A 25,103-nucleotide genomic window follows, 5' to 3' on the forward strand; every position below is an offset into this window, starting at 1 on the left:
CTACCGTTTACAGTATTTTTGTATAAAAAAGTACGTCTCTGTTACAAGAAACGTACCTTTTAACAAATTACTTCATTTGAGCTTTAATTAAGTCACCAATAGTCTTAGGACCATTGCTTTCTGCAGCTTGAGTAGCAGCAGCTTGACGAGCGTTGTTCACAGCTTCTTTCTCTTCAGCTTCGTCTTTCGCTTTGATAGACAAGTTGATAGAGCGTGATTTACGATCAACGTTGATGATCTTCGCTTCAACTTCTTGACCAACTTCTAAGAATTTAGTCGCATCTTCAACGCGATCACGGTTGATTTCAGATGCTTTAAGAGTTGCTTCGATGTCATCAGCTAACTTAACTGTAGCGCCTTTAGCGTCAACAGCAGTTACAGTACCTTTAACTAAAGCACCACGTTCATTCGCAGCTAAGAAGTCATTGAATGGGTCGCTGTTTAATTGCTTGATACCAAGGCTGATACGGTTACCTTCAGCGTCTACAGATAAGATAACTGCTTCAACTGTGTCACCTTTCTTGTAACGACGGATAGCTTCTTCGCCTTGTTCGTTCCAAGAAATATCAGATAAATGTACTAAACCGTCGATACCACCAGATAAACCGATGAAGATACCGAAGTCAGTGATTGACTTGATCGTACCAGAAACTTTTTCGCCTTTTTCATTAGACTTAGCAAACTCTTCCCATGGGTTAGCACGAGTTTGTTTGATACCTAAAGAAATACGACGACGTTCTTCGTCAACTTCAAGAACCATAACATCAACTTCGTCACCGATCTGAACTACTTTAGATGGGTGGATGTTTTTGTTTGTGTGGTCCATTTCTGAAACGTGTACTAAACCTTCAACGCCTTCAGCGATTTCAGCAAAGCAACCGTAGTCAGTTAAGTTAGTTACGCGTGCTTTAACGATAGAGCCTTTAGGATAACGGCTCATGATCGCTAACCATGGGTCTTCGCCTAATTGCTTAAGACCTAAAGATACGCGGTTACGCTCACGGTCAAACTTAAGTACTTTAACAGTAACTTCTTGACCAACTTCAACCACTTCTGAAGGATGCTTGATACGCTTCCAAGCCATATCTGTGATATGTAGAAGACCATCAATACCGCCAAGATCAACGAACGCGCCGTAATCAGTAAGGTTCTTGATCGTACCTGTAACTGTTTGACCTTCTTCAAGTTGAGCAAGTAATGCTTCACGGTCAGCTGAAGATTCAGCTTCCATAACTGCACGACGAGATACAACAACGTTGTTACGTTTAGCATCAAGTTTGATTACTTTGAACTCTAACTCTTTACCTTCAAGATGAGTTGTGTCACGGATAGGACGAGTGTCAACTAAAGAACCTGGTAAGAATGCACGTACAGGACCGATGTCAACAGTGAAACCGCCTTTAACCTTACCAGAGATAACACCAGTAACGATTTCGCCGTCTTCAAAGATTTTCTCAAGTTTAGTCCAAGTTTCAGCACGCTTCGCTTTTTCACGTGATAAAACTGTTTGACCCATACCGTTGTCAAGTGCTTCAACAACTACGTCAACAGTATCGCCAACTTGAACTTCAAGTTCACGTTGTTCATTTAAAAATTCAGCACGGTCAACTACGCCTTCAGATTTAAGGCCAGTGTCAACAGTAACCCAGTCAGAATCGATACTAACAACAGTACCTTGGATGACTGCACCCTTTTCAACGTTGAGGTTTAATTCACTTTCTTCAAAGAGGGCTGCAAAAGATTCGGTCATGATATACCTGATAAAGTCCGCGGTCTTGGATCAGACAAGGCCGGTTTAGTTAAGTTGTTACATTGTCCAAAAAATCTGATCAAGCAATGCTTCAACTGATAAAAAACTGTGTATCTATTTTATACAGCTATTGATATAGTCAACCATTAACTGAAACACCTCATCGATACCTATTCTAGAACTATCAATGATATACGCATCATCAGCTGGCTTGAGAGGAGCAACTGTGCGCTCCATATCTCGCTTATCTCTAGCTTGTATGTTAGATAAAATGTCGCTTATTTTAGCATCAAGACCCATGCCCTGCAACTGTTTTACGCGTCTCTCAGCCCGAGACTCAGCCGAAGCAGTTAAATAAATTTTCGCTTGGGCTTCTGGAAAAATAGAAGTTGCCATGTCACGGCCATCAGCAACTAGACCAGGTGCTTGAATAAATGCGCGTTGCCGTTCAAATAATGCTTTACGCAATTCAGGAACAGCAGCAACTTTAGATGCGTACTCGCCCACTTGTTCAGTTCTAATCGTATTTGTTACATCAATTCCATCTAGGAAAACCAAAATCGAGTTTTCAGTTGACTTGAATTCGATATTTAAATTCAATGCACAATCAACACATTGGCTAAGTGCTGTATCAAGCTGATCCAACAATTCTTTTTGAAACAATGACAGCCCAAGCAAACGATAGAGTGCGCCAGAATCTAATAAATTAAAATGATAATGTGCGGCAATTTTTGCAGCCAATGTACCTTTACCAGATCCACTCGGACCATCAATCGTAATAATATGAACTGTCATTCCAATCTCTTTTTTATGAAGCAACTGATTTGGCTAATTTAGAGAATCCTAGTGTAATGGCTGCTTTTAGTTGTGCAAGAACTAATTTGCTTACAAAAGGTGCTTTTGCTGTTAATTCAATCTTATAAGTCACAAGCGTGATGTATGGCGTGATTTCTTTAAAGTCAATTTGTCCCAAATGATGTTTTACCAATGGGTTATTAATCAACTTATATTCGATACGTTTATTTTCTTCTAATAAAGTAATTTCTTCTTGCAGCGGCTTAATTGGACCAAAACCCATACGACGAACAGAGCCAACACCATCAGGACGTTGCGGATCAGCAGAATCTTTTACACGTATCACTTGAACTGGAGCGAAAGCTTTGTTGTAAGTTGAATGTTTTGACAATAATTCAAAAACTTCAGAAATCGGGGCATTAAATTCTTTTTTTACAGTGATTGCATTACGCATAGCTTCGCCTTTTTGATCTAATCAAAATCATGGGAGGCCTAGTGTGCCACAACTAATGAGACATTTTTAATCATTTAAGGACGTTTTAGATAAACGATTTTTCTTTTTTTCATCTCTTCTTTTCTTAAAAAAATCACTTAATTGATTTGAGCATTGCTGCTGCATACAGCCATGCTCAAATGTAAACTTATGGTTGTAATATCCGTTCTCAAGTAACTGACGAGCACTCACTAAAGAACCAGCTTTAGGTTCGGTTGTTGCAAAAACAACTTTTTGCACACGCGCATGAACCAATGCACCTACGCACATCGTACAAGGTTCAAGGGTTACATAAAGAACAGCATCATCAGGAAGGCGATAATTTTGAATTGATGTACAAGCAGAACGTAATGCTTGAATTTCAGCATGAGCTGTCGGATCAGACAGTTTAATCGGAGCGTTATAACCTGCACCAATAATCTTACCATCACTTACAATCACTGCTCCAACTGGAATTTCCCCATCTGCCGCAGCTAATGCAGCCTGCTCGTAAGCAAACTGCATCCAATATTCATCGTCTATATTTCTTTCAGTCATGATAAATTATGAAACAACGCCATATTGTCTTAACAGCGCATTCCAACTATCAATATCTGTTACTGGAGGATGATCTGACAAAATATCTTTTAAGGTAATTTTTTCAGCAGCTTTCCATTCTGGTGAAAGATCCTTATCCACCAAACGTGCACGGACGCCTTCTACAAAGTCTGGATGGCGAATTTTCCAATCTGAAATTTGTGCTTCTAATGCAAAAACTTCATCCCAAGCATGACCTTGCTTACCCCACTGCCATAACAACCATGTGATTGCGGCAGTGCTTGGAGAACCCTTCTGTAAATTCTCACTTGCTTGACGTAACCAGTCACTACTCGCTTCGCTCAAACCGATGATGGCTTGATAGTCATATTCAAAGCTTTGTCCACGACATACGCTATGAATAACATCAATAGAATTTTGCAATGGCCCAGAAGCTACAGGTCTGTGTAAACTATTTAAAGTGTCATCAATTGCACGAAATGCGCCTGCTGGATAATGATTCCAGTCAACATTGAGAACTTTTTGAAGCACGTTATCTCGTTGAGCCTCACAAATATGTGTCGCCCAGCCAATGCTAAATGCACCAGCAGCCGTCATGATCGAACCCGTCAACCCTGTAAATAAGCCAATTTGTCCACGATCAGCTAAAAAGCGGCTACCGCCTACATCTGGATATAAACCGATATTGATTTCTGGCATTGCCAAACGTGAATATGGCGTAACTAGACGAAATGGAGCTGCCATAAACAACCCAAGACCACCACCCATCACATAGCCTTCACCCCAAACGACAATTGGCTTAGCATAATTATGAAGTAATAAATCTAAAGCATATTCCTGCTCAAAAAATTTGTTTGCAGTATCAACTTCATTATTAATAACCAATTGACGAAGTTTACGAACATCACCACCTGCGCAGAATGCTTTAGGCGTTGTTGAATCAAACCAAATCGCTTTTACACTTTCATCGACGTGAAAGTCTTCAAACACTTTCAACAAGGCGCTAACAATAGATTCATCTAATGCGTGTAAAGATTTTGGTCTGTTAAGGCGAACAATACGCCAACCATTTTTTGCCTGTTCGATAACTAAATCAGGATGATAGCTACTTAAATCGGGAGAAGTCATTATGCGTCCAATTGCCAGTCTATAGGCTCAATGCCATGTTGTTTCAAATAATCATTTGTTTTTGAAAACACTTTACAACCAAAAAAACCACCTCTATTCGCTGAAAGCGGAGATGGATGCGCTGCAGTCAGCACAAGGTGTTTATTGCGATCAATTCGTTGCCCTTTACGTTGCGCATAAGCACCCCATAAGATAAAGACAACTCGCTCACGTTGTTCATTTAACGTATCAATCACAGCATCGGTGAAGTCTTCCCATCCTTGCTTTTGATGTGATGTCGGCTGCCCAGCAGCAACTGTAAGTACGCTATTTAATAACAATACACCCTGAGCCGCCCATTTACTTAAATCTCCATGACGAGAAATAGGCACAGCTAAGTCAGTATGTAACTCATGAAAAATATTACGCAAAGATGGAGGTAATGCAACCCCTCTTTGTACAGAAAAACTTAAGCCATTCGCCTGATTTGGGCCATGATAAGGATCTTGTCCCAAAATTACGACCTTCACATTATTTAACGGCGTAGTATTGAATGCATTAAAAATTTGCTTACCTGGCGGAAAAATCGTTTTCTGTGCAAGTATCTCTTGTTGCAAAAATTCACGCAAATTATCCATCTTCTGACTGAGAAGAAAATCTGATAGTGAAGTTTTCCATGAGTCATCCAACTGAACTTTATTTAATTTGTCCTGCTGTTGTTCAGTAAATTGCATCAAAATTCCTTGAAATTAATTCGCTCAATAAATTGATAAAGTATTTAAATATTTACTTGTAGTTCTACATTCGGGTTTTGAAACTTCATACCTTTTTTCAGTTTTTCATACATCTGCGTATCGCTCCACTCAGACTGTACTTGTTCAGAAAAAATGATTTGCTCTAAATTCAACAAGCCCATTTGCTCATTATCAATATCTTCTTGAAAGCTTTGAGCATAGCCCGTATCTGTTTCATGCACGATCACAGAATACACCTCAACATCACCCTCACCATTCTGAGTAGAAGTCGAGTTTAATACTTGTTGAGCAAGGAAAAAGAAAATACGTGAGAACTGCTCTGCCGAAGGTGAAACAGGTAAAGAAATCCAGCGAGCACTAAACGTTTTACATGCATCTATGTAAGCGGCATCATCTTTTTGCCAGAAACAAATCGCATGGTCAAAACTATCAAACAACTCTTTAATGACGCCTTTTAAAAGACCAAAATCATAAACCATTTGTCCATGATCAAGCTTTGACGCTTTTAATAATAATTCAACTTTATAACTATGCCCATGAATCGAACGCTTACAACGATCCGATGTACAATTTCGTACAATATGAGCATTTTCAAACTTAAATAATTTACGAATTAACATGCACCAAGCTAATCTTTATCTGCAAACGAATTTTATTATAAAGCAAAAGAACTAGCATTGGGATTGATTTTAAATCTTGTCACCATTTGCAAACTCAATGATGAAAATTAATTAAAAGGTGCAAGACTTCTTGAGTAAACAGTAACTTGCCTATCTTTTCTCACCATAGAGCTAGTAAATTGGCGTTTCCGTTCGCTTAAAACAACTTCAATTTGAGCAGCGAAATAATTTGATTTGCTATCTAACAGCCCTGCAACATCATTTTTTGTCTGATCCTCAACCCCAGAAAAAGCATTTAACTTCCACAAATCATCAACATTATTAAAATAAGTTAAATTAGAGAGTTTTGCTTTTAATTCTTGATCAAGTGCGTTTACATCCACTCTTGGATCTATGCTTGCCAATAATAAGGCCGATGCAGTATTCATGTTGACTTTGGTTTGCTCTGGTAAAGCCGTCACATAAGGCTTAATCAAATCATAGTTTTTACCTTCAAAGCCTTTGACAAGCTTCAACTCATCAACACTATGAAACATTGTATTCGATGCCAAATAAGGCGGATTTAAACCTTGATAGTAGTTACTCTCGGCACCCATTGCACCAGTCGTTTCATCATCACTGTCCTGCCAATCAATTACAGCCTGACTTAATTCTGCTGGAAGCCCAACTCGCTGCAAAAGTTTTTCAAACCAACGCTTGGCTGCTTCATCAACTTTACCATCAGATTTAACCAAATTATTCAGGTTAAATTTACCAGATTCATCTAATAAACGACCAGATACAGCACCATCTTCAACTGAAAATGGGGGCATAGGCTTTGCCCAATTTTCCTGTAAATGATCAATACTGCTGCCGTTATCACTGTCTTGAATCAATAACTCAGAAAAAAAAGCTTCAGCACTCTTGGCATATAGTAAAGACTGATCTTGCCGCATCAAATATCCTGTATTTTCAGCAGTATTAGACTGTCGTTTTGCGATAGTTGCAGCCAAAATAGTCGCTAAAGCAACCATAACCAAAATCGTTAATAATGCAACGCCATGTTGTGATTGATTCTTTATCATTATTATTGACCATCCTGATTGGTACGAAGCAGACTATAAATCCATTCATAATCTGTTCCTGCTACCGTAAGCTGGATTTTCAATCCTAATGGTAGCTTTTTTAGTTCTACTACATTATTTGGATCATTGAGATTTTCTGGCCATTGGGTTAATTCTTGAGGATTCAAAACAGTTACTTTAAATTGATCTACATTTTCAAGCAAAGTACTTGAAACAGGCTGAATACGATTTGGGATATTCAAGTTTGAATATTTAAGTCTATATACTTTTTTCTGTGCCGAATCATAACGATACTCTATTCGCTCATAAGGTGACAAACCTTGCTTTAGAGGATCTGAGACACCCGCCTTACTGAACATAAAACTTCTATCGTTGAGCACCAAAGCAGCCTGTATTTGCCTCCCATCATTTGCTGTTAAAGGAATAATTTGCAAACTGTCTCTTAAAATTTGCTGATACGCATCTTGCAATTCAAATAAATGTGTCTCATGTTCAGCATTACGATCTTTGACTTTAAGCAGATAATCAAAAACCTTCCAACCCATCATTGAAAGCACAGCAAAAATTGCGATCGCAACCAACAGCTCCACTAAGGTAAATCCTAAAACTGATTTCTGACGAGCAATGCTCGACCTTACTGCAAAACAGGGAACTAAGCTTCGAGTGTTTGAATTAACCAAGTCAAACTTTGGTTGAGCATTAGAAACTGATGAAATTACAAACACATTTTTATTATTCATTATGTTCTAGCTTTTGCTGGATAATTAAAAAATACAACATTAGTAATTCCCGCTTCTACTTTGCCTTGATCAGCATTAAATAAGCTAACTTGCAGTTCAATACGTTGTACTTTAGGGCTAATCGTTGATTGTGCTTTTTTATCAATTTGCCACGTTTCACCTTGAGAGGTCACTTGTTTAGATTGAGTTCCATCTAGCCACTCTTGGTTCATTTCCATCGTGGCAACTTCATTCATAGCAACAAACTGTGCTTTGGTCCGTAAAATTGCATTTGAAGTCGACTGAGTGTATTGCATCGCTATTTTTGTTAAAGCAATTGCTGCGACTGCAAAGATAGCCAATGCGACCATAACTTCAAGCAAGGTAAATCCTGAGACACGATTAAATCGAGCAACGCTTGATCGTGTCGCAAGACGAGAAGCTATGCTTTGAGTTGCAGGATTAGCAAAACATAGTTTCGTCTGAGTACCTGAAAGAGCACTATGTTTTGAGTATCTAATTTTCATTTACTTTACCCAAGTGATCTAACTCGAATTCGTGCCCAATTGCTTGTTGCTGATAATAAAACTGAATTCGAACAGGTTTAACCTCACCATTGCCAAACCAAATTAACTGAGGTGCTTTACCACCCAACAAATCTTCATTGTTAGCTTTTGGATAACTCTCATTATCCAGACTTTCAATGCTAAATGAAACTTGCTCAGGTAGCTGACGTGTTTTGAATTCTGCATAAGGCTGCCAAGTCCGATCTTCTTGTTGAATTTGTTCTTTGCTCTGATCGTGATATTCGAACAAATTATAGCTAAACGGTGCGACATCAGTCGCATTCTGGGTATTTAAAGCAAATACCTTAGCTTGATCCGTTGCTTCTTTATTAATCTTTTTTAGATCTAAAATAAACATCTCACGGGCTTGCATCGCTCTACGTTGGTCAACACCACCAATATTCAATACAACTAAAGATGCCATAATCGTCATGATCACAATAACGACCATGACCTCAATCAAGGTAAATCCTGAGACACGATTAAATCGAGCAACACTCGATCGTGTCGCAAGACTAGAAGCCATGCTTTGAGTTACAGGATGAGTAAAACAACGTTTCTCTCTAAGAAGCCCAGCTTCGCAAGAAGGCAAAGCTCTATGCTCGAAGTGAGCAAATTTTCGTCTAACAACGCGCGGTTCTACTGCACAAGAAGCTACACTTCGAGTGTGAGGATGAACAAGATGAAATTTTGTCTGGGTGTTAGACATAGAACTATGCTCAGGGTTGACGCATTTAAATCGAGCATAGCTTGAAACTTTAGCAAACCGAGAAATAAGATGTCGTTTGCTTGTTTGTCGACTATGCTGCGAGCAGTTCATTGTATTGACCAACTATGTCGTAATTGTTTCAAGTTGCTTCGGCATGGCTAAAGCTTGTTCGATATATGCAACTCGCAGAGTATCTCTTGAACCAAGATAACGCTGGTAAAAACTTGAATTGAGAATAACGGCAGCGCCATAAGTCAAAGACCAAATGGATGCTAAATAATCACGAGTTGTCATCGTGCTATTAATATCCAACAAATAGCTTTCTGTCATACGAATAATAATGCGTAAACGTTGTCGACGAACTTTATATAACTCACTAAATAATAGCTGTATACCTTGACCTGTTGTCGATAAACGTTCTTCTATCTGATGAAATAATGCTGTGCGTTCAGGATGATGTAAATGATGCAACATAAAGAAAGCTAAATGTTCAGGAAAACTTTTTTCAGTGTCCTGAATCATTTCCAAAAGCATTCGCTCATTACGAATGATCAACAACATATACAATTCATCTTTACTTTGAAAGTGTTTGTATAATGTGCCTTTGGCAAGATCTAGCTCTGCTGCAAGAGCATCTAAGGTCATGCCTGCTTCACCATTTTCTAATAGGAGTTGCTCAGCGATTTGAAAAATTAATACTTCTCGTGCTCTAAACTGAGCTTGACGATCCATTTTCACGTGATAACTCTCTTCCTAGTACAACAATAACCGTTTATTTCAAATTTAAGAGATTCTCGAAATTTTGTGTGGTAATCATACCAATCTCTTCAAGCGATTTATCATATACATCACTTAGTGCTTTTGCTACATAAGGAACATATTTTGGTTCATTCGTTTTACCACGATATGGCACAGGTGCTAAATAAGGACTATCTGTTTCTATTAGCACTCGATCAAGAGGTACTTGTTTTGCAACATCTCGCAAATCTTGGGCACTTTTAAATGAAATAATGCCTGAGAAAGAAATATAGTAGCCACAATCCAGCACAGCTTTGGCTGTTTCCCAGTCTTCAGTGAAGCAATGTAAAATACCATGTGTCGATTGTTCAGCTCTAATGATATCAACGGTATCGTGTTTAGCTGATCGGGTGTGTACAACAACTGGTTTCTTTACTATTTTTGAAGCCTGTATATGACGAGCAAAGCATTGTTTTTGTTCTGAAATAAAATCTGTACTGTGATAATAGTCCAAGCCAGTTTCACCTAGCGCCCAAACTTTTTCAGATTGGGCTAGTTCAACCAAATAGTCTGTTGTTGCTCTTGCCATCACATGATCATCTTCACAAGGATGCACGCCTACGGTATATCCAACATCGTGATGACGAGATGCGATTTCTGCCAATTTAATATGATCATCAAGATCAACTGAAATCCCCATGAACTTCGAAACACCTGCAAGTCGAGCTTGTTCAAGTGCTTGATCTAAGTTTCCTTCATAAGGACTTAAATCCAACATGGTTAAATGGCAATGCGTATCAACAAACACTATTTTTTCCTATCTACGACTATAATTACATTGTATAACTTGGGCGATCTAAAGCCTTAGATCCTGCCAACAATTTTTCAGCTTCATTTTTATAATACACACCTTTTTCTCCCACAAGCTGGATTGCAAAGCCTTGTGGTTTAAAATGTGTATGTTTTTGAGAAATCCAAATTACTTTGCCTGTGAGTGGTATTTTCTGAGATTGTTCTGGTAAGGTCGCCAACACGAAAACTTCTTGCCCCATTTTCACAGCTTGTTTAGTTGGAACAAATAAACCACCACCTTGAACAAAAGGCATATAGCTAGATTGCAAGGTTGCTTTATCAGGAATATTTACCTGTATAATCCCACCCATCATTTGCGGCTGCATAACATTCCCCTGTTAAATTTAAACTTAAATCATTCTTATATAACCAAATATTCTAAAAATCGATCAAATATATGTGCCATTTGATTGATTATGAATAATCAGATTGCAAAAAACCGTAGACAAAAATTACGTTATTTCTTGATTTGATTATAAGAAACATTAGATGAAACAACAAACAATGTTTTGCATCTAACTCCCTCATCAAACTGCATATGCACAGCAATTAAACACATATTTTTCATAACACATCTAGTGAAATAAAAAACAGAGCCTATGCTCTGTTCTTATGTAACAACTCATAACGCAATCATGTTAGGAAACATTCATAAGTTGAATAAACAACTCATCCATAGCCAATTGAGTTTGAACATTTTGCTCTACCATCAGCTTTTTATGTTGTAAATCACTATAAATCTCAAAAAGTTTTTCTAAATCATAGCATTCGGCTAATGCTTGAAAATCCAAATCATAGTTACGCGTTGATTGATTGAGCTTCAAACTAATCAAATCACCTAGCAGATATTCAAACATGGTGACAAACTCTGAAAAATTCAATTCTTTAGACCACTTACCAGAATAGTTCAAAGGCATATTTTTTTCAGAGACTAGTTTCAGCCAATCACTTAAAAAGTTATTTCTTTTAGAAAGCCATTCGCTTTGTTGAAGTTCGATTGCACTCAATGGCATATCATTTGCCAAATTTAGCAGCAATGAAATTTGCTCTACAGAAATATTTGGTAATTGTTGCTGAACATACTGCTGAGCATCCTGAATACTTAAACGATCTAAAGCAAAATGCTGTAGACGACTACGAATCGTCGCCGGTAATTTTAAATAGTGATCTGCTAACAGAATAAGAACAACGCGCTTACCAGGTTCTTCCAATGTTTTTAGTAAAGCATTAGAGGATGCAATATTGAGTGCTTCAGCTGGTTCGATCACAACCACACGCCAGCCCTCACCGGTTTGTTGAACAAATGGAAGCAAATCTCGAATTTTTTCGATTTTTATTTTCGCATTTTGTTTCTTATTTTCTTCATCTGTTGTGATGTGAACATAATTAGGATGTGTATCCGATTTCAACCACTGACAGCTACTACACTCGCCACACGCTGATTGAGCTTTTTTATTTAAACACAGCACCCAAGCGACAAAACGTTGTGCAAACTCTCGTTTTGCACAGCCATTCTTGCCATAGAAAAGTAAGCCATGCCCAATATCGGGAAAACGTGTTGTTAACAGTTCCCAAGTTTGTTCATGCCATGGATAAATCATCGGATGTTGTAAATCGACCATTATATATTATTCAAATAAGCTTACAGGCATTGCATTTAGACGATCTAAATCAGCTTGCGTATCTACACCTGGCGGTAAGTTAGCCTCAGCTACGGCTATTGCAATACGATGACCATTCTCTAATACACGTAGCTGCTCTAAACTTTCTAACTTTTCAAGCTTACCTTGATCCCAAGTTACATATTCTTGTAGTAACTTCACACGATAGGCATATAAGCCTAAATGACGAAACGCTTGATCATGTAGTTTAGCTTCTGTTTCTTTTGCGCCATCACGATCATAAGGAATGGTTGCTCGACTAAAATACAATGCTTCATTACAATTGCTCATGACGACTTTTACAATGCTATCACGATGAAACTCATCCAAACTATGGATCGATTCGCATAAAGTTGACATCGAACATTGCGGATTATCAACCAAGAGCTGAGATACTTGTTGTACTAGTTGTGCAGGTAATAATGGTTCATCACCTTGTACATTGACAATAATATCATCCTGCGCCCAGCCTTTTAGACGAGCAACTTCACTGAGACGATCTGTACCAGAAGGATGATCCGCACTTGTTAATACAACATCTACCCCCTCTGCACGACAAACTTCTGCAATTCGCTCATCATCCGTAGCAACACACAAATCATCAAACCCTGCTACTTTTTTAGCTTGATCCACCACACGTAAAATCATTGGACGACCATGAATTAGTAATAATGGCTTCGCTGGCAAACGTGAACTCGCAAAACGAGCAGGAATAACAATATGTTTCATGATAGTGCTCTAAAAAAATTGAATACCGACTTGTTGTAATTGTTGTTTCAACAACTCATAACAATCGGATGATAAAACTGCTTCAACAGGAACAACCCAAATCGGGATATTAAAATTAGGGTTTTGTGATAATAATGCCTTAAATTTCACAGCATCTTTTTCAGTCGTAATGATTGCATCCTGATTATCAAAAGTTAAGTCTGAAATCTCATAATCATGGTGATCTGGAAATTCATGTGCTTGGTACTGAATCACGCCAATTTGACTCAATGTTTGATAAAAACGTTCAGGAAAACCTATTCCTACGACAGCATTAAAATATTTTTCTCGGTCAAACAAAACAGAATCAAGATTTTTATTTAACAGATAAGGCAAGCCTATTTGTAAATGCATATTATTGGAAACTTGAGCAGCTTTAGCTTTGGTATGGTAAATAACAGTACTATGCGATAAACGAGCTTTTGGTTCACGCAAATAACCTTCAGGTAATAATCTTTCATTACCCAAACCTCGATTCTGATCTAGCACGATCCATTCAATCTGACGATCAAGTGCCCAATGCTGAAGACCATCATCACTAATAATCAAATCTAATGTATGAGATTGCAATAACAACTCTATAGAGGCTTGGCGATTAGGCCCAACAGCCATAGGCACACTGGTAGACTGTACAATCAATGCTGGCTCATCCCCAACAGTATCTGGTTCTGATAAACGATTAACCAATGCTGGGAAAGGCCCTTGCCCCCCATAACCACGACTGATCACGCCAACGCGGATATTATGCTGTTGTAAATGCTTAACCAACTGAATTAATAAAGGTGTTTTACCACTACCGCCTACAGTAATATTACCAATCACCATCACTGGTACTGGCGCTTTATAAACAGTTTTAATGCCAGATTTATACAGAGATTTATTCAGATTAAATCCGAGTCGATACAACCATGATAATGGACGCAACACAATTAACCATGAGGCTTGTTTATTCCAAGCATCCTGTATATGTTGCGCTAAAGACATCCTTAGTTTTCCTCAAAATTACGTTCATGCAACTGATAGTACATACCATTTTTTGCAAGTAATTCTGCATGTGTACCTTGCTCAACAATCTGTCCTTTGTCCATCACCACAATCAAATCTGCATTTTCAACAGTAGATAAACGGTGTGCAATCACAATCGTAGTACGACCCTGCATTGCCTCATCAAATGCTTGCTGGATAAAATATTCAGATTCGTTATCTAAGGCACTCGTCGCCTCATCCAAAATCAGAATAGGTGAATCTTTTAAAATCGCTCTCGCAATTGCAAGACGTTGACGTTGACCACCTGAAAGATTTAACCCTTGCGCACCCAAAATAGTGTCATAACCTTGTGGTAGATTCATGATGAAATCATGTGCATAAGCCGCTTTCGCCGCAGCAATCACTTGCTCATCGCTTGCGTCTTGTAATTGACCATACGCAATGTTGTCACGAACTGAACGATTAAAAAGCACAACCTGCTGATTCACCATCGCAATTTGTGAGCGTAAACAAAGTAATTCAATATCTTTTACGGGAATATCATCAAAATAAATTTGCCCACTGCTCAACTCTTGGAAGCGAGGTAACATATTTACTAGAGAAGTTTTTCCTGCTCCCGACCGTCCGACCAGCGCAACTGTTTGCCCTGCACGAATATCTAAAGAAAAATCTTTAATCGCTTTCGTGCCATCCTCATATTGCAAGCTTGCTTGATCAAAGCGAATGTTACCCTTTAGCTCAGGTTTAAGCTGACCATTATTTTCTTCTTCAGGTAAATCGAGTAATTCAAAAACAGAATGTGCCGCTGCTAGTCCACGCTGTAATTTTTCATTAATATCAGTTAAGTTTTTAACTGGTTTTGAAATTAAACCAGCGGCAGTGATATATGAAACAAATTCGCCTGCAGAGGTGTCACCAAACACTTGTGGTCTCAGAGCGAGCCAAAGAATTACAGCCATCGCACATGACAGAATCAATTGAACAATTGGACTGTTAATATTTTGAACAACAACCATTTTTAAACCACGACGAAGGTTCTCTTCAGATGATTTATAAAAACGTTGTTGTTCAAATGCTTCCCCAGTAAAACTCTTTACAACAGAGTTACCGTTAATCGTTTCTTGCACGACATGGTTTACATCACCCATCGTATTTTGAACTTGAACAGACAGCTTACGCATCCGTTTAGCCGCTACGCGAACAAGGATTCCAATCACAGGCATGAAAACGATAATACAAAGTGTTAAACGCCAATTGGTATAAAGCAAATAACTTAATAGACCAATGACGATCAAGCCATCTTTAACTAGGGTTTGTAATGAATCAGAAGATGCGGCTGTCAATTGTTGAACGTTGTACATCAACTTAGCACTAATATGGCCTGAGGTATTATCTAAATAATACTGTGCAGGAAGTCTTAATAGCTTTGCATAGACTTCTTGACGAATACTAAATACCAAACGTCTTGAAATAACCGCTGTAAAGTACCCACCAAGGAATAAACCCACACCACGAAAAAACATCAACAAAACGATGAGTACTGGAAACCAATCTAAGTTTTCACGACTACCATTTTGGATCGCATCAATAATATATTTAAGGAGTTTCGCAACAGAAACTTCTGTAGCAGCATTAATTCCAAAACCGATCAATACAAATAAGGCTACGCCCCAATAAGATTTTAAATAAGCTAAAAGGCGAACATAAACCTTAAAATCTTGATTCACTCGGTGAAACCTCTAGTTGGAACTTTTGTGCTGATATTGACGTTTACAAAACCTAGTTGGCCTGCAACATCCATAACTCGAATTACATCTTGATGAGTTGCCTTAGCATCCGCCGCAATAATAAACATAAAATCTCTGCGGTCTTGTGCAACTTGCTTAATTGCAGTGCTGAGATCAGCAACATCTTTGGAGGATAATGCTTGACCATTCACGGAATAATGCCCTGTGGAGTCTACCATGATTTCAATTTTATGATCGAATTGTTTAGGTGGAACACCCTGAGCATCTGGCAATGTTAGATTTATACGGCTTTGCTGACTAAAAGTCGTTGAAAGTAATAAAAACACCAAAATAAATAACATACAGTCAATCATTGGTGTCAAATTAATATGAATATCTTCAACTTGAGAACGTTTAAATTTCATGAGATCACCTATGCTTTAGCTTGCACGGCGATGTTCTTGAACATGTGGTACTTTTTTATAGAAAAGTGCTGCATGAAACAAAGTTGATTGTTGCTCGAGTTCAGCAACATACTCATGAACAACTCGTTGGAAATATCGATAAGCAATCATCGCTGGAATTGCAATAAGCATCCCCACAGCAGTTGTAATTAGCGCCTTAGAAATACCTGGCATCATTGTACTTGCATTACCTGCTGAACCAACATCGATCACTAGAAATGACTCAATAATACCTAATACAGTACCCAACAAACCAAGTAACGGTGCAATTGCACTTAGTGTACCGAGAAAATTGATATTCTTTTCTAGATGAGTAATTTCTTGAGATGCTGCTGCTTCCATTTGAGCACGAGTAAACTGTTCACCTTGATCCCTATGATCGTAACCAGCTTTTAGGATTCGTCCTAATGGACTGCGCATTGCCTGTTCTTGTTCTAACTTAGCAACAAGTGTTTCTAAATCAGCACCATTTACAAGTAAATCTTGTGGTAAAACTCGTGAGCGCTTTAATCTAAGATAACGCTCCAATGTAATCGCAACCGTAAAAATTGATGAGAGAATGAGAGGCAGCATTAACCAACCGCCAGCCTTTACGAGTTCCCACATATTATTCCCCAATAATATTTAAAATATAACAGGATGCACCCTAAATATTAGTTAGGTAAACAAATATTCAAAATACCATCCAACTCATCCAATGAGTGGTAATGAATGACCATTTTCCCTTTGCCTTTTTGATTATGGTCAATTTTTACATTTGCTCCGAAACGCTCTGAAAGCCTCTGAGTTAAATGCTCAATATCAGGAGAAACTTGCACCTTTTCCTTTTCAGGCTTTGGTTCACTCCACTCACGAACTAATTGTTCAGTTTGACGCACTGACAAATCTTTTTCAATTACGATTTTAGCGACTTCCAATTGATCTTTTGCTTTCAAAGCTAGAATGGCACGGGCATGCCCCATATCAATTTGACCTTGCTGCATAAAATCTTTAATTGGATCAGCTAAGCTTAACAAACGTAATAAGTTACTTACTGTAGTACGAGCTTTGCCAACAGTATCCGCAATTTCCTGATGGCTTAAACCAAATTCATCATGGAAACGTTGTAGTGCAAGCGCTTGATCAATCGGATTTAAATCTTGACGTTGAATGTTCTCAATTAACGCTAAAGCAATTGCAACCTGATCATTTAGATCTCGTACAATCGCAGGAATTTCTGCCAAGCCCGCGAGTTGAGCAGCCCGCCAACGACGTTCACCCGCAATGATTTCATAAGGATATTCTTCATCATCAACTGGACGGATGACGATTGGTTGCATTACACCATGCTTTTCAATTGATGATGCAAGCTCTTGTAAATCTTGCTCTTGGATAAAACGACGTGGCTGATACTCACCACGTTTTAATAAATTAACATCAATTTGCTTGAGTTGACCATGATCTAAGGCTTGTGCTTCAAGTTGCAATTTTTCTTTTTGAATTGAACCCAACAGCGCATCTAAACCACGACCTTTAGCCAATCCGCGTTTTTTGATGCTCATACCGCACTTCCTTTTTTCACTTTACTTTTCTTCAACATTTCTGCTGCTAAATTCAAATATGCAACTGCGCCTTTTGAGCTTTTCTCAAAATAGATAACAGGCAAACCATGCGCTGGCGCTTCAGCTAAACGAATATTTCTTGGGATAACTGTGTCATAAAGTTTCTTACCAAAATATTGTTCTAATTCAGCCGAAACATCACGCGTCAATGCATTACGTGCATCGTACATGGTACGTAATACCCCTACGATTTCCAAGTTTGGATTGAGGGCTTTTTGTATACGATCAATTGTTTGCGTTAGATCTGCTAAACCTTCCAAAGCATAATATTCACATTGCATTGGAATAATAACACCATTCACAGCCGCTAAAGCATTCACGGTGATTAGACTCAAACTTGGTGCACAATCTACAATAATATAATCAAATGCTGAATCGACTTCCTGCAAAGCATTTTTCAGAATGAACTCACGCCCTTCTTGCTCTGCAATTGCAAGCTCTACACCAGCAAGTTCACGATTTGCACCTAAAACTTTATATCCTACTTCAGCTTTTTGAATAGCCGTTTCGATAGGTACTTCACCTAATAAAACATCAGTTACAGAATAAAGTAAGTCATTCTTTTGAACACCAGATCCCATGGTGGCATTCCCTTGCGAGTCCATATCAACCAGCAAAACACGTTTTTTTAAGATCGCCAAAGATGCAGCAAGATTCACTGCTGTTGTGGTTTTCCCTACACCACCTTTTTGGTTTGCAATCGCAATAATTTGAGCCATGATTACCCTTAATATTTTTTATTGAATACGTTGAAGTAAAAGTAAATGACGTTGTTCATCTAATCTCGGTACACGAAGCTCAACAACCTGACAAGAATATTCATTCTTCATTTGTTCAACCTCATCCGTTGGGATTAGACCTTTCATCGCCGCAATAATGCTTTGTTGATGCATATACGGCTGTGCAGCATTTACAAAATCTGTCAGAGATGCAAAGGCTCTACTTGTAATGACATCGAACTGACCAAGTTCACCAATGCTATCTTCATTTTCAACACGTGTTTGAACTGCAATTACATTTGTTAGTTTTAAATCAGCAATAAATTGCTTCAAGAAACGAATCTTTTTTCCATTTGAATCCAATAATACACATGAACGCTCTGGTTGACATAATGCAATGATCATGCCGGGCATACCACCACCCGTACCAACATCCAACAAACGACCTTTTGGCAAATCTTTTAAAATACTTAAGCTATCTAATAAATGTTTAACCAACATTTCTTTTGGATCGCGAATGGCCGTAAGGTTATAAGCTTTATTCCAAAGCACGAGTGCATCTTGATATTTCAATAAGAGAGTTAAAGCCTCTTCACTTAGATCTAAACCTAGTGCTTGGCTACCTTGCTTTAATTCTTGAAAAAAAGGATGCATAACGGTGTAACATCTCGATAAATTTGCTGTGCAGTATACCGATTTCTGATACAAGACACAGTAGGACTTGTTGAACGATTATGCAGTTAAACATCTATGTTCATGATAAACTGCACAATCCATCAGTTTTTTGTCTTTGCTTATACAAATCAAAGAGTGACAAAAATTAATTTTATTAGCAGAACACACCTTGTTTGATTTGCTGATCAAGTTGTTCCAAACGATCAGGTGTTCCTACATCAACCCAAATTGCTTGCATTTTTTCAGCTGAAACTTGTTGTTGTTGCATCGCTTGTTTAAGTAAAGGTGCTAACGGTCGTTTGCCATTTTCTAAACCCACAAACATTTGTGGCTTTAATACAGCAACACCGCTATACGTAAGTGCTTCACCGAGTTGATCTTGCTCAAAAGTGTAAGCCAAATCATTCGCTAGAATAAAATCGCCTTTGGTATGTTGTGGCGGGTTATCAGCCAACACCAAGTGTGCTTGCTTATCACTTAAATCAACATCCAACAATGTAGAAAAGTCCATTGTTGTCCAGACATCACCATTGACCAAAATAAAAGGATCAGTTCCTAGCAATGGTAAAGCATTAATGATGCCTCCTGCCGTTTCCAACCCCTCACCTTCATGAGACCATAATATCGTGACACCAAATTGAGAGCCATCACCCAAAGTATTCGCAAGTTTTTCACCCAACCATGCTGTATTGATGACAATTTCAGTTACACCAATCTTTTGTAACTTTTCAATATGCCAAACAATTAATGGTTTGCCACCAACTTCTAGTAAAGGTTTAGGTGTGTTCAAGGTCAGCGGACGCATACGATTGCCCATACCAGCAGCTAGAATCATTGCTTTCATTATGCTGCAACCTCATAGTCACCATATTTGATAATAAACTTTGGCATAACTACATCACGGATAAACTGCATAAAATCATTCAGTTCATCATAACCTTGGCTTTCTTCTAGCAGATACCACATTACACGCGGTAAATCTTTTAAGTATCCCGATTTTCCATCACGCTCAAACAAACGAACGAAAATACCTAAAATTTTCAAATGACGTTGAATTGCCATTAAGTCCGCATCACGCTTGAACTGCTCAAAATTACGATTTTCTTTCGCTGCTGCTGGCAATAAGTTATAGAAAACTTCAAACCATTCGTAGACACGATCAGCATTCCACTGCACGTAGGCGTCACGCGTAATGGAAATCAGATCATAAGTATCTGCGCCAATTACAGCATCCTGAAAATCAATCACCCCTAATTCTTGTTCATTTTCAATTTTCATCAAATTACGACTGTGAAAATCACGATGCACAATGACTTGCGGTTGCTGAGTTGCCTCTACAGCAAGGAAATCAAATGCTTGTTCAATTGTTTCCAACTGCTGTTCAGAAGGCTGAATATTCAATGATGGTAACATCCAGTCCGTTAACAAACGCATTTCCGACATCAGTTTGTCATATGAATACTCTGGTAAATATTCTTTAGCATCAATCTGCTGCAATTCAATTAACTGCTTAAAGCTTTGAGCGTAATATTGATCTACCGTAATATCATTTAACAATGTAGATAAAACTACATCACCAAAATCCTCCAACAACAACAGACCTTTATCGAGATCTTTTGCAATAATATGCGGAACACGCACACCATGCTTGTCAAAAAACTCATCAATGGTCACAAATGGAACACAATCTTCTTTTTCAGGCGGCGCATCCATAAGCATATATGTTTTGTTTTGTAACTTAACTCGTGCGTAACGACGAAAGCTCGCATCTCCTGCCAAAAAGCTGATCTCAAATTGATCTGATTGGAGAGTGGCTTGAAGCCAAGTTTGTATCAATTGTTCACGTTGTGTATTCATTTGCAATAAAATCTAAAACTAGCTGAGATTTTGAAAGCTTAAGTGTAGCCACTTATCAACTTTTTCTCTATGATGCGACAATAATTAATTGTGAATTAGCGTACTGGTTAATGAGACAATGAAACATCAGTTTAAATTTAATCCTTTAGCAACTGCTATTTTGACACTCTTGTGTGGCGGCTCGATTCAATCAAGTTTCGCAGCAACAGATTCGTCTCATGTCTCGACTTTAGACAATGCCCAGCTTAAAGCTAAACTTCAACAAGACCAAGAAAGCTTTCCTGGTCAAAAGTTTTTTCAACAGTATTACGTTGATAAATCTGCACCAGAAGCACAGTTACGTGATAACCGTTACTTAAGCTCTTCTTTCTGCCAAGGAACATGGGTTACACCGATTAACCCCGAAACCAAAGCTGTTGATGCAAGTAGCACAACCTCTGTCATCACGGCTGACTATGGCCACTACAATCCTGAAGGTGATTCAGTCCTACAAGGCAACGTTATAATTGACCAAGAAGGACGAACCATTCGTGCAGATCAAGTGACGATTGATTCAACTCAAACATATGCAAATGCACAAGGTCGTGTTCAGCTTGCACAATCAGGTTTATTAACGCAAAGTGACCAAATTAACTATAACTTAAAGACCCAAACTGGCGATTTAAACAATAGTTTTTATATTTCTGAACAACAACATGCACATGGCCATGCAAGTCAGATCAAACGTGCGAATGAAAATCTTGTTATTTTAAAAGATGCGAGCTATACGGCTTGCCCACCCGAGCAGAAACCAGCTTGGCGAATTCAAGCTAAAGAAATTGAGCTGAATCAAGATACAGGCCGAGGTGTAACTCGCGGTACAAAGTTATATGTTAAGGATGTTCCAGTTCTCGCTGTGCCCTACTTTAACTTCCCGATTGATGATCGCCGCACGACTGGTATTTTAAATCCAAACTTTGGTTATAGTAATGATGGTGGTGCTCAACTTACTGTTCCAGTATATCTAAACCTTGCACCAAACTATGATCTAACATTAACCCCAAGCTACATGAGTAAACGCGGTGTCAAGTTAGATGCCGAATTTAGATACATGACTGAAAACTTTGGTTCTGGTCGTATTTGGGGTGGTTATTTACCAACTGACAATCAATACGACAACAAAGATCGTGAAGATTTACATTTCCTGCATAACTGGAAAATTAACGATCAATGGTCTACAAACCTAGAATACAACCACGCTTCTGATAAAGATTATTTCTCTGACTTTAATACAAGCCCAAATTCAAAAACGGACTTGAACTTACGCCGCGCATGGGAGCTAAACTACCAAAATGGTATTCCTGGGCTTAAGGCACAATTGAAAGTCGAAGACTTCCAAACACTGGATGAAACAATTAAAGATGCAGATAAACCTTATGCGCGTCTTCCACAATTCTTATTAAATTACGTCACTGGCGACCCTCAAGGTCTTCAATACGAATTTAACAATGATACAGCTTACTTCAAAAAATCGATTAATGATGGCTCAGCTTTAGAGTCAAGTGGTACACGTATCTACAACCAATTTGCAGTTCGATATAATTATCTAACCCCATCTTGGTTCTATGCGATTCCTGAAGTTTCTGTAAGAAGCATCAACACTTATTATGATCAGGACGCCCAAGTAAATCGTGGATCTGATGATTTACAAAAGTCAGTTGTGGTTCCACAATTTACTTTTGCAACAGGTGTAACATTCGAAAAAGATGGTAAATACTTACAAAGCATTTCACCACGTGCCTTTTACGCATATTCACCTTACAAAAACCAAGAAGATTACCCTAACTTTGACTCAACAACAGCTTCAATTAGTTATGATCAACTCTTCAACCCTTATCGCTTCTACGGACATGACCGCTTAGATGACAATAACTTTTTGTCTCTAGGCGTAACATACAGCCTATTGGATACCGAAGGCTTAGAGCGAATCAAAGCGAGTATTGGGCAGAGTTATTATTTTAGTGATAGACGCGTAACACTAAATCAAGAGCCAGATGAATTCGACAAACAACGTCGTACCGGCCCTATTGTAAGCTTGTCTAGCCAACTCAACCAAAACTTCACTATTGCTGCGAATTCAGCATGGATGGATAGTGGCGATAATGCTCAACGAGATTTCCAAGCTTACTATGTAGGTGATAAAGGCAACCTGTATAACCTAGGTTACTTCTACCGTAAATACATTCCAGATCGCCAAGATGCATACGACCAAGCTGTTGCATCCTTTATACAACCCGTGAAAGATAATTGGCGTATTATGGGTCACGCTCAATATGATTTAGATAATAATTTAATGCGCGAATATTTACTCGGTGTAAATTATGAGTCTTGTTGTTGGGCAGTTTCCGTTTATGGTCGTTCTTACTATAACGATTTGGATGATCCCACGCTTCCTGACGTTCATAGAAAGAAAGCCATTATGGCGGAGTTTACTCTTAAAGGGCTAGGTGCTTTAAACAACAAACTTGCATCTCTGTTAGAAAATAGAGTTTTGGGTTTCAACAAAATTAATCAATCTTGGACACAACGTTAATGAAGATAAAATCTTTTCAACATATCTTTAGAGCCACTGTTCTAGCTGCCCTAATTTCTTCATCAATGCAAAGCTTTGCACAACCTACGGATGAGGTTGTTGCAATTGTTGATAGTAGTGTCATTCTTAAAAGTGATTTAGAACAAGGGATTGCAGAAACAGAACACCAGCTTAAAGCGCAAAACAAAACTGTTCCCCCATTACAATATTTGCAAATGCAGGTTCTAGACCAGCTTATTGTTCGTCAAGCTCAGTTAGAGCAAGTAAAACGATATGGTATTAAACCTGATGAGAAAAGTTTAAATGCTGCTGTTCTAAAAGTTGCAAATCAATCAGGCGCAAATAGCCTAGAAGCATTCCAACAAAAATTAGATGCGATTGCTCCGGGTACTTACGAGAGTCTACGTGCTCGTATTGCAGAAGATCTTTCGATTGGTCGTTTACGCCAACAACAAGTAATGTCACGTATTAAAATTAGCGATCACGATGTTGAAAACTTTTTAAACTCACCTGAAGGTCAAGCTGCACTTGGTACACAAGCACACGTAATTCATATGCGGATTTCAGGTGACAACACTGAAGAAGTTCAAAAAATAGCAAAAGAAGTTAAGCAAGCTTTAGCCAACAATGATGACCCTAAAGCAATTAGCTCCAAGTTTTCTACTTCTACAGTAACTGTTGATGGTGCTGACATGGGCTTCCGCTCATTATCAGAAATTCCGACTGAACTATCTGCACGAATTGCGCCATTAAAAGTTGGTCAAACTACTGAACTTATTAATGTTCGTGATGGTGTGCATGTTTTAAAATTACTTGATCGCAAACAAAATGATCAAAAAGCGCTTGTGCCTCAATATCTAACACGTCATATCCTGATTCAGCCATCAGAAGTTGTTAGCCTTGATCGTGCTAAACAAATGATCGACAGCTTATATAATCGTGCTAAAGCGGGTGAAGATTTTGGCACTCTAGCTGCAACATATTCAAACGACACTGGCTCTGCACGTGATGGCGGTAGCTTAGGTTGGGTGAGCCCAGGCACCATGGTTCCTGAATTTGAACAAGTTATGAAAGACACACCTGTTGGTCAGGTCAGCAAACCATTTCAAACACAGTTTGGATGGCACATTCTGCAAGTGAGCGATACGCGCCAACAAGACATGACCAAAGAGGTTCAAGAACGTATGGCTCGTCAAATTCTTGGTGAACGTCAGTTTGATACCGAGGTTGATAGCTGGATGCGTGAGCTTCGTGCAAATGCCTATGTTGAAATCAAAGACGTGAGCTTAGATTCCAAAGCTCAACAGAATAAATAACAGAAATAAGCCAGCAATTTGCTGGCTTATTCACCTCTAAGAATAAAAATA

At 38.5% G+C, this 25,103-nt stretch carries 27 protein-coding genes; 2 read left to right on the forward strand and 25 right to left on the reverse strand.

Annotation, left to right across the window (positions count from 1 at the left end):
- Positions 1–67 precede the first annotated feature (67 nt).
- From rpsA to IO68_RS21425, 25 genes are all read right to left on the reverse strand, one after another.
- Positions 68–1,750: a 30S ribosomal protein S1 gene (rpsA, locus tag IO68_RS21310; RefSeq protein ID WP_004879865.1), complete on the reverse strand. Its 1,683-nt coding sequence runs from the start codon at positions 1,748–1,750 to the stop codon at positions 68–70.
- A 114-nt stretch (positions 1,751–1,864) separates the two neighbouring features.
- Positions 1,865–2,545, reverse strand: coding sequence for a (d)CMP kinase (cmk, locus tag IO68_RS21315; protein ID WP_007481837.1), 681 nt, complete (start codon positions 2,543–2,545; stop codon positions 1,865–1,867).
- A 13-nt stretch (positions 2,546–2,558) separates the two neighbouring features.
- A complete protein-coding gene (locus IO68_RS21320) occupies positions 2,559–2,999 on the reverse strand; it encodes an SRPBCC family protein (RefSeq protein ID WP_023012865.1) in 441 nt (146 codons plus the stop codon).
- A 66-nt stretch (positions 3,000–3,065) separates the two neighbouring features.
- Positions 3,066–3,575: a tRNA adenosine(34) deaminase TadA gene (tadA, locus tag IO68_RS21325; protein WP_031234708.1), complete on the reverse strand. Its 510-nt coding sequence runs from the start codon at positions 3,573–3,575 to the stop codon at positions 3,066–3,068.
- A 6-nt stretch (positions 3,576–3,581) separates the two neighbouring features.
- Entirely contained in the window at positions 3,582–4,703 is a 1,122-nt protein-coding gene (locus IO68_RS21330; RefSeq protein WP_004879873.1) for an enoyl-CoA hydratase/isomerase family protein, read from the reverse strand.
- Entirely contained in the window at positions 4,703–5,416 is a 714-nt protein-coding gene (gene ung, locus IO68_RS21335) for a uracil-DNA glycosylase (protein WP_023012867.1), read from the reverse strand. Before ung ends, IO68_RS21330 begins: the two co-directional genes overlap by 1 nt.
- Before the next feature lie 44 nt (positions 5,417–5,460).
- Positions 5,461–6,057 carry a 6-pyruvoyl trahydropterin synthase family protein gene (locus IO68_RS21340; RefSeq protein ID WP_023012868.1) on the reverse strand — a complete coding sequence of 199 codons (597 nt, stop codon included), beginning with the start codon at positions 6,055–6,057 and terminating at the stop codon, positions 5,461–5,463.
- Between the two features lie 107 nt (positions 6,058–6,164).
- Entirely contained in the window at positions 6,165–7,121 is a 957-nt protein-coding gene (gene gspK, locus IO68_RS21345; protein ID WP_007481842.1) for a type II secretion system minor pseudopilin GspK, read from the reverse strand.
- Positions 7,122–7,123: 2 nt separating this feature from the next.
- Positions 7,124–7,861, reverse strand: coding sequence for a type II secretion system minor pseudopilin GspJ (gene gspJ / locus IO68_RS21350; protein WP_023012869.1), 738 nt, complete (start codon positions 7,859–7,861; stop codon positions 7,124–7,126).
- Positions 7,861–8,367, reverse strand: coding sequence for a type II secretion system minor pseudopilin GspI (gene gspI / locus IO68_RS0116830; protein ID WP_023012870.1), 507 nt, complete (start codon positions 8,365–8,367; stop codon positions 7,861–7,863). The genes gspJ and gspI overlap by 1 nt, the downstream gene beginning before the upstream one ends.
- A complete protein-coding gene (locus IO68_RS21355) occupies positions 8,357–8,932 on the reverse strand; it encodes a type II secretion system protein (protein ID WP_031234712.1) in 576 nt (191 codons plus the stop codon). The genes gspI and IO68_RS21355 overlap by 11 nt, the downstream gene beginning before the upstream one ends.
- 306 nt (positions 8,933–9,238) lie before the next feature.
- Positions 9,239–9,847 carry a TetR/AcrR family transcriptional regulator gene (locus tag IO68_RS21360; protein WP_017196661.1) on the reverse strand — a complete coding sequence of 203 codons (609 nt, stop codon included), beginning with the start codon at positions 9,845–9,847 and terminating at the stop codon, positions 9,239–9,241.
- 40 nt (positions 9,848–9,887) lie between these two features.
- Positions 9,888–10,661 carry a TatD family hydrolase gene (locus IO68_RS21365; RefSeq protein ID WP_023012872.1) on the reverse strand — a complete coding sequence of 258 codons (774 nt, stop codon included), beginning with the start codon at positions 10,659–10,661 and terminating at the stop codon, positions 9,888–9,890.
- A 25-nt stretch (positions 10,662–10,686) separates the two neighbouring features.
- Complete coding sequence (locus IO68_RS21370) at positions 10,687–11,031, reverse strand: PilZ domain-containing protein (RefSeq protein WP_004879891.1); 345 nt, start codon at positions 11,029–11,031, stop codon at positions 10,687–10,689.
- Between the two features lie 312 nt (positions 11,032–11,343).
- On the reverse strand, positions 11,344–12,327 hold the full coding sequence (locus IO68_RS21375) for a DNA polymerase III subunit delta' (protein ID WP_023012873.1): 984 nt from the start codon (positions 12,325–12,327) through the stop codon (positions 11,344–11,346).
- Positions 12,328–12,333: 6 nt separating this feature from the next.
- Positions 12,334–13,095 (reverse strand): 3-deoxy-manno-octulosonate cytidylyltransferase, encoded by a 762-nt coding sequence (gene kdsB, locus IO68_RS21380; RefSeq protein ID WP_023012874.1) that lies wholly within the window; start codon positions 13,093–13,095, stop codon positions 12,334–12,336.
- 9 nt (positions 13,096–13,104) lie between these two features.
- Entirely contained in the window at positions 13,105–14,118 is a 1,014-nt protein-coding gene (lpxK, locus tag IO68_RS21385; protein ID WP_004879898.1) for a tetraacyldisaccharide 4'-kinase, read from the reverse strand.
- Positions 14,119–14,120: 2 nt separating this feature from the next.
- On the reverse strand, positions 14,121–15,848 hold the full coding sequence (gene msbA, locus IO68_RS21390; protein WP_023012875.1) for a lipid A export permease/ATP-binding protein MsbA: 1,728 nt from the start codon (positions 15,846–15,848) through the stop codon (positions 14,121–14,123).
- On the reverse strand, positions 15,845–16,273 hold the full coding sequence (locus tag IO68_RS21395) for an ExbD/TolR family protein (RefSeq protein WP_004879903.1): 429 nt from the start codon (positions 16,271–16,273) through the stop codon (positions 15,845–15,847). Before IO68_RS21395 ends, msbA begins: the two co-directional genes overlap by 4 nt.
- Positions 16,274–16,288: 15 nt before the next feature.
- Entirely contained in the window at positions 16,289–16,918 is a 630-nt protein-coding gene (locus tag IO68_RS21400) for a MotA/TolQ/ExbB proton channel family protein (protein WP_023012876.1), read from the reverse strand.
- A gap of 47 nt (positions 16,919–16,965) precedes the next feature.
- Positions 16,966–17,853 (reverse strand): ParB/RepB/Spo0J family partition protein, encoded by an 888-nt coding sequence (locus IO68_RS21405; protein WP_019384476.1) that lies wholly within the window; start codon positions 17,851–17,853, stop codon positions 16,966–16,968.
- Positions 17,850–18,632, reverse strand: a complete 783-nt coding sequence (locus IO68_RS21410; RefSeq protein WP_019384475.1) for a ParA family protein — start codon at positions 18,630–18,632, stop codon at positions 17,850–17,852. The genes IO68_RS21405 and IO68_RS21410 overlap by 4 nt, the downstream gene beginning before the upstream one ends.
- 18 nt (positions 18,633–18,650) lie before the next feature.
- Positions 18,651–19,286, reverse strand: a complete 636-nt coding sequence (gene rsmG, locus IO68_RS21415) for a 16S rRNA (guanine(527)-N(7))-methyltransferase RsmG (RefSeq protein ID WP_023012877.1) — start codon at positions 19,284–19,286, stop codon at positions 18,651–18,653.
- 175 nt (positions 19,287–19,461) lie between these two features.
- A complete protein-coding gene (murU, locus tag IO68_RS21420; RefSeq protein ID WP_023012878.1) occupies positions 19,462–20,151 on the reverse strand; it encodes an N-acetylmuramate alpha-1-phosphate uridylyltransferase MurU in 690 nt (229 codons plus the stop codon).
- Positions 20,151–21,164, reverse strand: a complete 1,014-nt coding sequence (locus IO68_RS21425; protein ID WP_023012879.1) for an aminoglycoside phosphotransferase family protein — start codon at positions 21,162–21,164, stop codon at positions 20,151–20,153. Before IO68_RS21425 ends, murU begins: the two co-directional genes overlap by 1 nt.
- A 118-nt stretch (positions 21,165–21,282) precedes the next feature.
- On the opposite strand from IO68_RS21425, the gene IO68_RS21430 reads away from it, so the two are divergent.
- Entirely contained in the window at positions 21,283–23,736 is a 2,454-nt protein-coding gene (locus IO68_RS21430) for an LPS-assembly protein LptD (protein WP_007481857.1), read from the forward strand.
- On the forward strand, positions 23,736–25,052 hold the full coding sequence (locus IO68_RS21435) for a peptidylprolyl isomerase (protein WP_031234714.1): 1,317 nt from the start codon (positions 23,736–23,738) through the stop codon (positions 25,050–25,052). Before IO68_RS21430 ends, IO68_RS21435 begins: the two co-directional genes overlap by 1 nt.
- Positions 25,053–25,103: the final 51 nt, after the last annotated feature.

It is taken from the genome of Acinetobacter sp. COS3 (assembly GCF_000475335.1).
Taxonomy (GTDB): domain Bacteria; phylum Pseudomonadota; class Gammaproteobacteria; order Pseudomonadales; family Moraxellaceae; genus Acinetobacter; species Acinetobacter venetianus.

What these genes read in the sequence shown, in the direction of transcription:
- rpsA (WP_004879865.1), bottom strand. Translation starts at nt 1,750, where the DNA reads ATGACCGAATCTTTTGCAGCCCTCTTTGAAGAAAGTGAATTAAACCTC.
- cmk (WP_007481837.1), bottom strand. Translation starts at nt 2,545, where the DNA reads ATGACAGTTCATATTATTACGATTGATGGTCCGAGTGGATCTGGTAAA.
- IO68_RS21320 (WP_023012865.1), bottom strand. Translation starts at nt 2,999, where the DNA reads ATGCGTAATGCAATCACTGTAAAAAAAGAATTTAATGCCCCGATTTCT.
- tadA (WP_031234708.1), bottom strand. Translation starts at nt 3,575, where the DNA reads ATGACTGAAAGAAATATAGACGATGAATATTGGATGCAGTTTGCTTAC.
- IO68_RS21330 (WP_004879873.1), bottom strand. Translation starts at nt 4,703, where the DNA reads ATGACTTCTCCCGATTTAAGTAGCTATCATCCTGATTTAGTTATCGAA.
- ung (WP_023012867.1), bottom strand. Translation starts at nt 5,416, where the DNA reads ATGCAATTTACTGAACAACAGCAGGACAAATTAAATAAAGTTCAGTTG.
- IO68_RS21340 (WP_023012868.1), bottom strand. Translation starts at nt 6,057, where the DNA reads ATGTTAATTCGTAAATTATTTAAGTTTGAAAATGCTCATATTGTACGA.
- gspK (WP_007481842.1), bottom strand. Translation starts at nt 7,121, where the DNA reads ATGATAAAGAATCAATCACAACATGGCGTTGCATTATTAACGATTTTG.
- gspJ (WP_023012869.1), bottom strand. Translation starts at nt 7,861, where the DNA reads ATGAATAATAAAAATGTGTTTGTAATTTCATCAGTTTCTAATGCTCAA.
- gspI (WP_023012870.1), bottom strand. Translation starts at nt 8,367, where the DNA reads ATGAAAATTAGATACTCAAAACATAGTGCTCTTTCAGGTACTCAGACG.
- IO68_RS21355 (WP_031234712.1), bottom strand. Translation starts at nt 8,932, where the DNA reads ATGGCTTCTAGTCTTGCGACACGATCGAGTGTTGCTCGATTTAATCGT.
- IO68_RS21360 (WP_017196661.1), bottom strand. Translation starts at nt 9,847, where the DNA reads ATGGATCGTCAAGCTCAGTTTAGAGCACGAGAAGTATTAATTTTTCAA.
- IO68_RS21370 (WP_004879891.1), bottom strand. Translation starts at nt 11,031, where the DNA reads ATGCAGCCGCAAATGATGGGTGGGATTATACAGGTAAATATTCCTGAT.
- IO68_RS21375 (WP_023012873.1), bottom strand. Translation starts at nt 12,327, where the DNA reads ATGGTCGATTTACAACATCCGATGATTTATCCATGGCATGAACAAACT.
- kdsB (WP_023012874.1), bottom strand. Translation starts at nt 13,095, where the DNA reads ATGAAACATATTGTTATTCCTGCTCGTTTTGCGAGTTCACGTTTGCCA.
- lpxK (WP_004879898.1), bottom strand. Translation starts at nt 14,118, where the DNA reads ATGTCTTTAGCGCAACATATACAGGATGCTTGGAATAAACAAGCCTCA.
- IO68_RS21395 (WP_004879903.1), bottom strand. Translation starts at nt 16,273, where the DNA reads ATGAAATTTAAACGTTCTCAAGTTGAAGATATTCATATTAATTTGACA.
- IO68_RS21400 (WP_023012876.1), bottom strand. Translation starts at nt 16,918, where the DNA reads ATGTGGGAACTCGTAAAGGCTGGCGGTTGGTTAATGCTGCCTCTCATT.
- IO68_RS21405 (WP_019384476.1), bottom strand. Translation starts at nt 17,853, where the DNA reads ATGAGCATCAAAAAACGCGGATTGGCTAAAGGTCGTGGTTTAGATGCG.
- IO68_RS21410 (WP_019384475.1), bottom strand. Translation starts at nt 18,632, where the DNA reads ATGGCTCAAATTATTGCGATTGCAAACCAAAAAGGTGGTGTAGGGAAA.
- rsmG (WP_023012877.1), bottom strand. Translation starts at nt 19,286, where the DNA reads ATGCATCCTTTTTTTCAAGAATTAAAGCAAGGTAGCCAAGCACTAGGT.
- murU (WP_023012878.1), bottom strand. Translation starts at nt 20,151, where the DNA reads ATGAAAGCAATGATTCTAGCTGCTGGTATGGGCAATCGTATGCGTCCG.
- IO68_RS21425 (WP_023012879.1), bottom strand. Translation starts at nt 21,164, where the DNA reads ATGAATACACAACGTGAACAATTGATACAAACTTGGCTTCAAGCCACT.
- IO68_RS21430 (WP_007481857.1), top strand. Translation starts at nt 21,283, where the DNA reads ATGAAACATCAGTTTAAATTTAATCCTTTAGCAACTGCTATTTTGACA.
- IO68_RS21435 (WP_031234714.1), top strand. Translation starts at nt 23,736, where the DNA reads ATGAAGATAAAATCTTTTCAACATATCTTTAGAGCCACTGTTCTAGCT.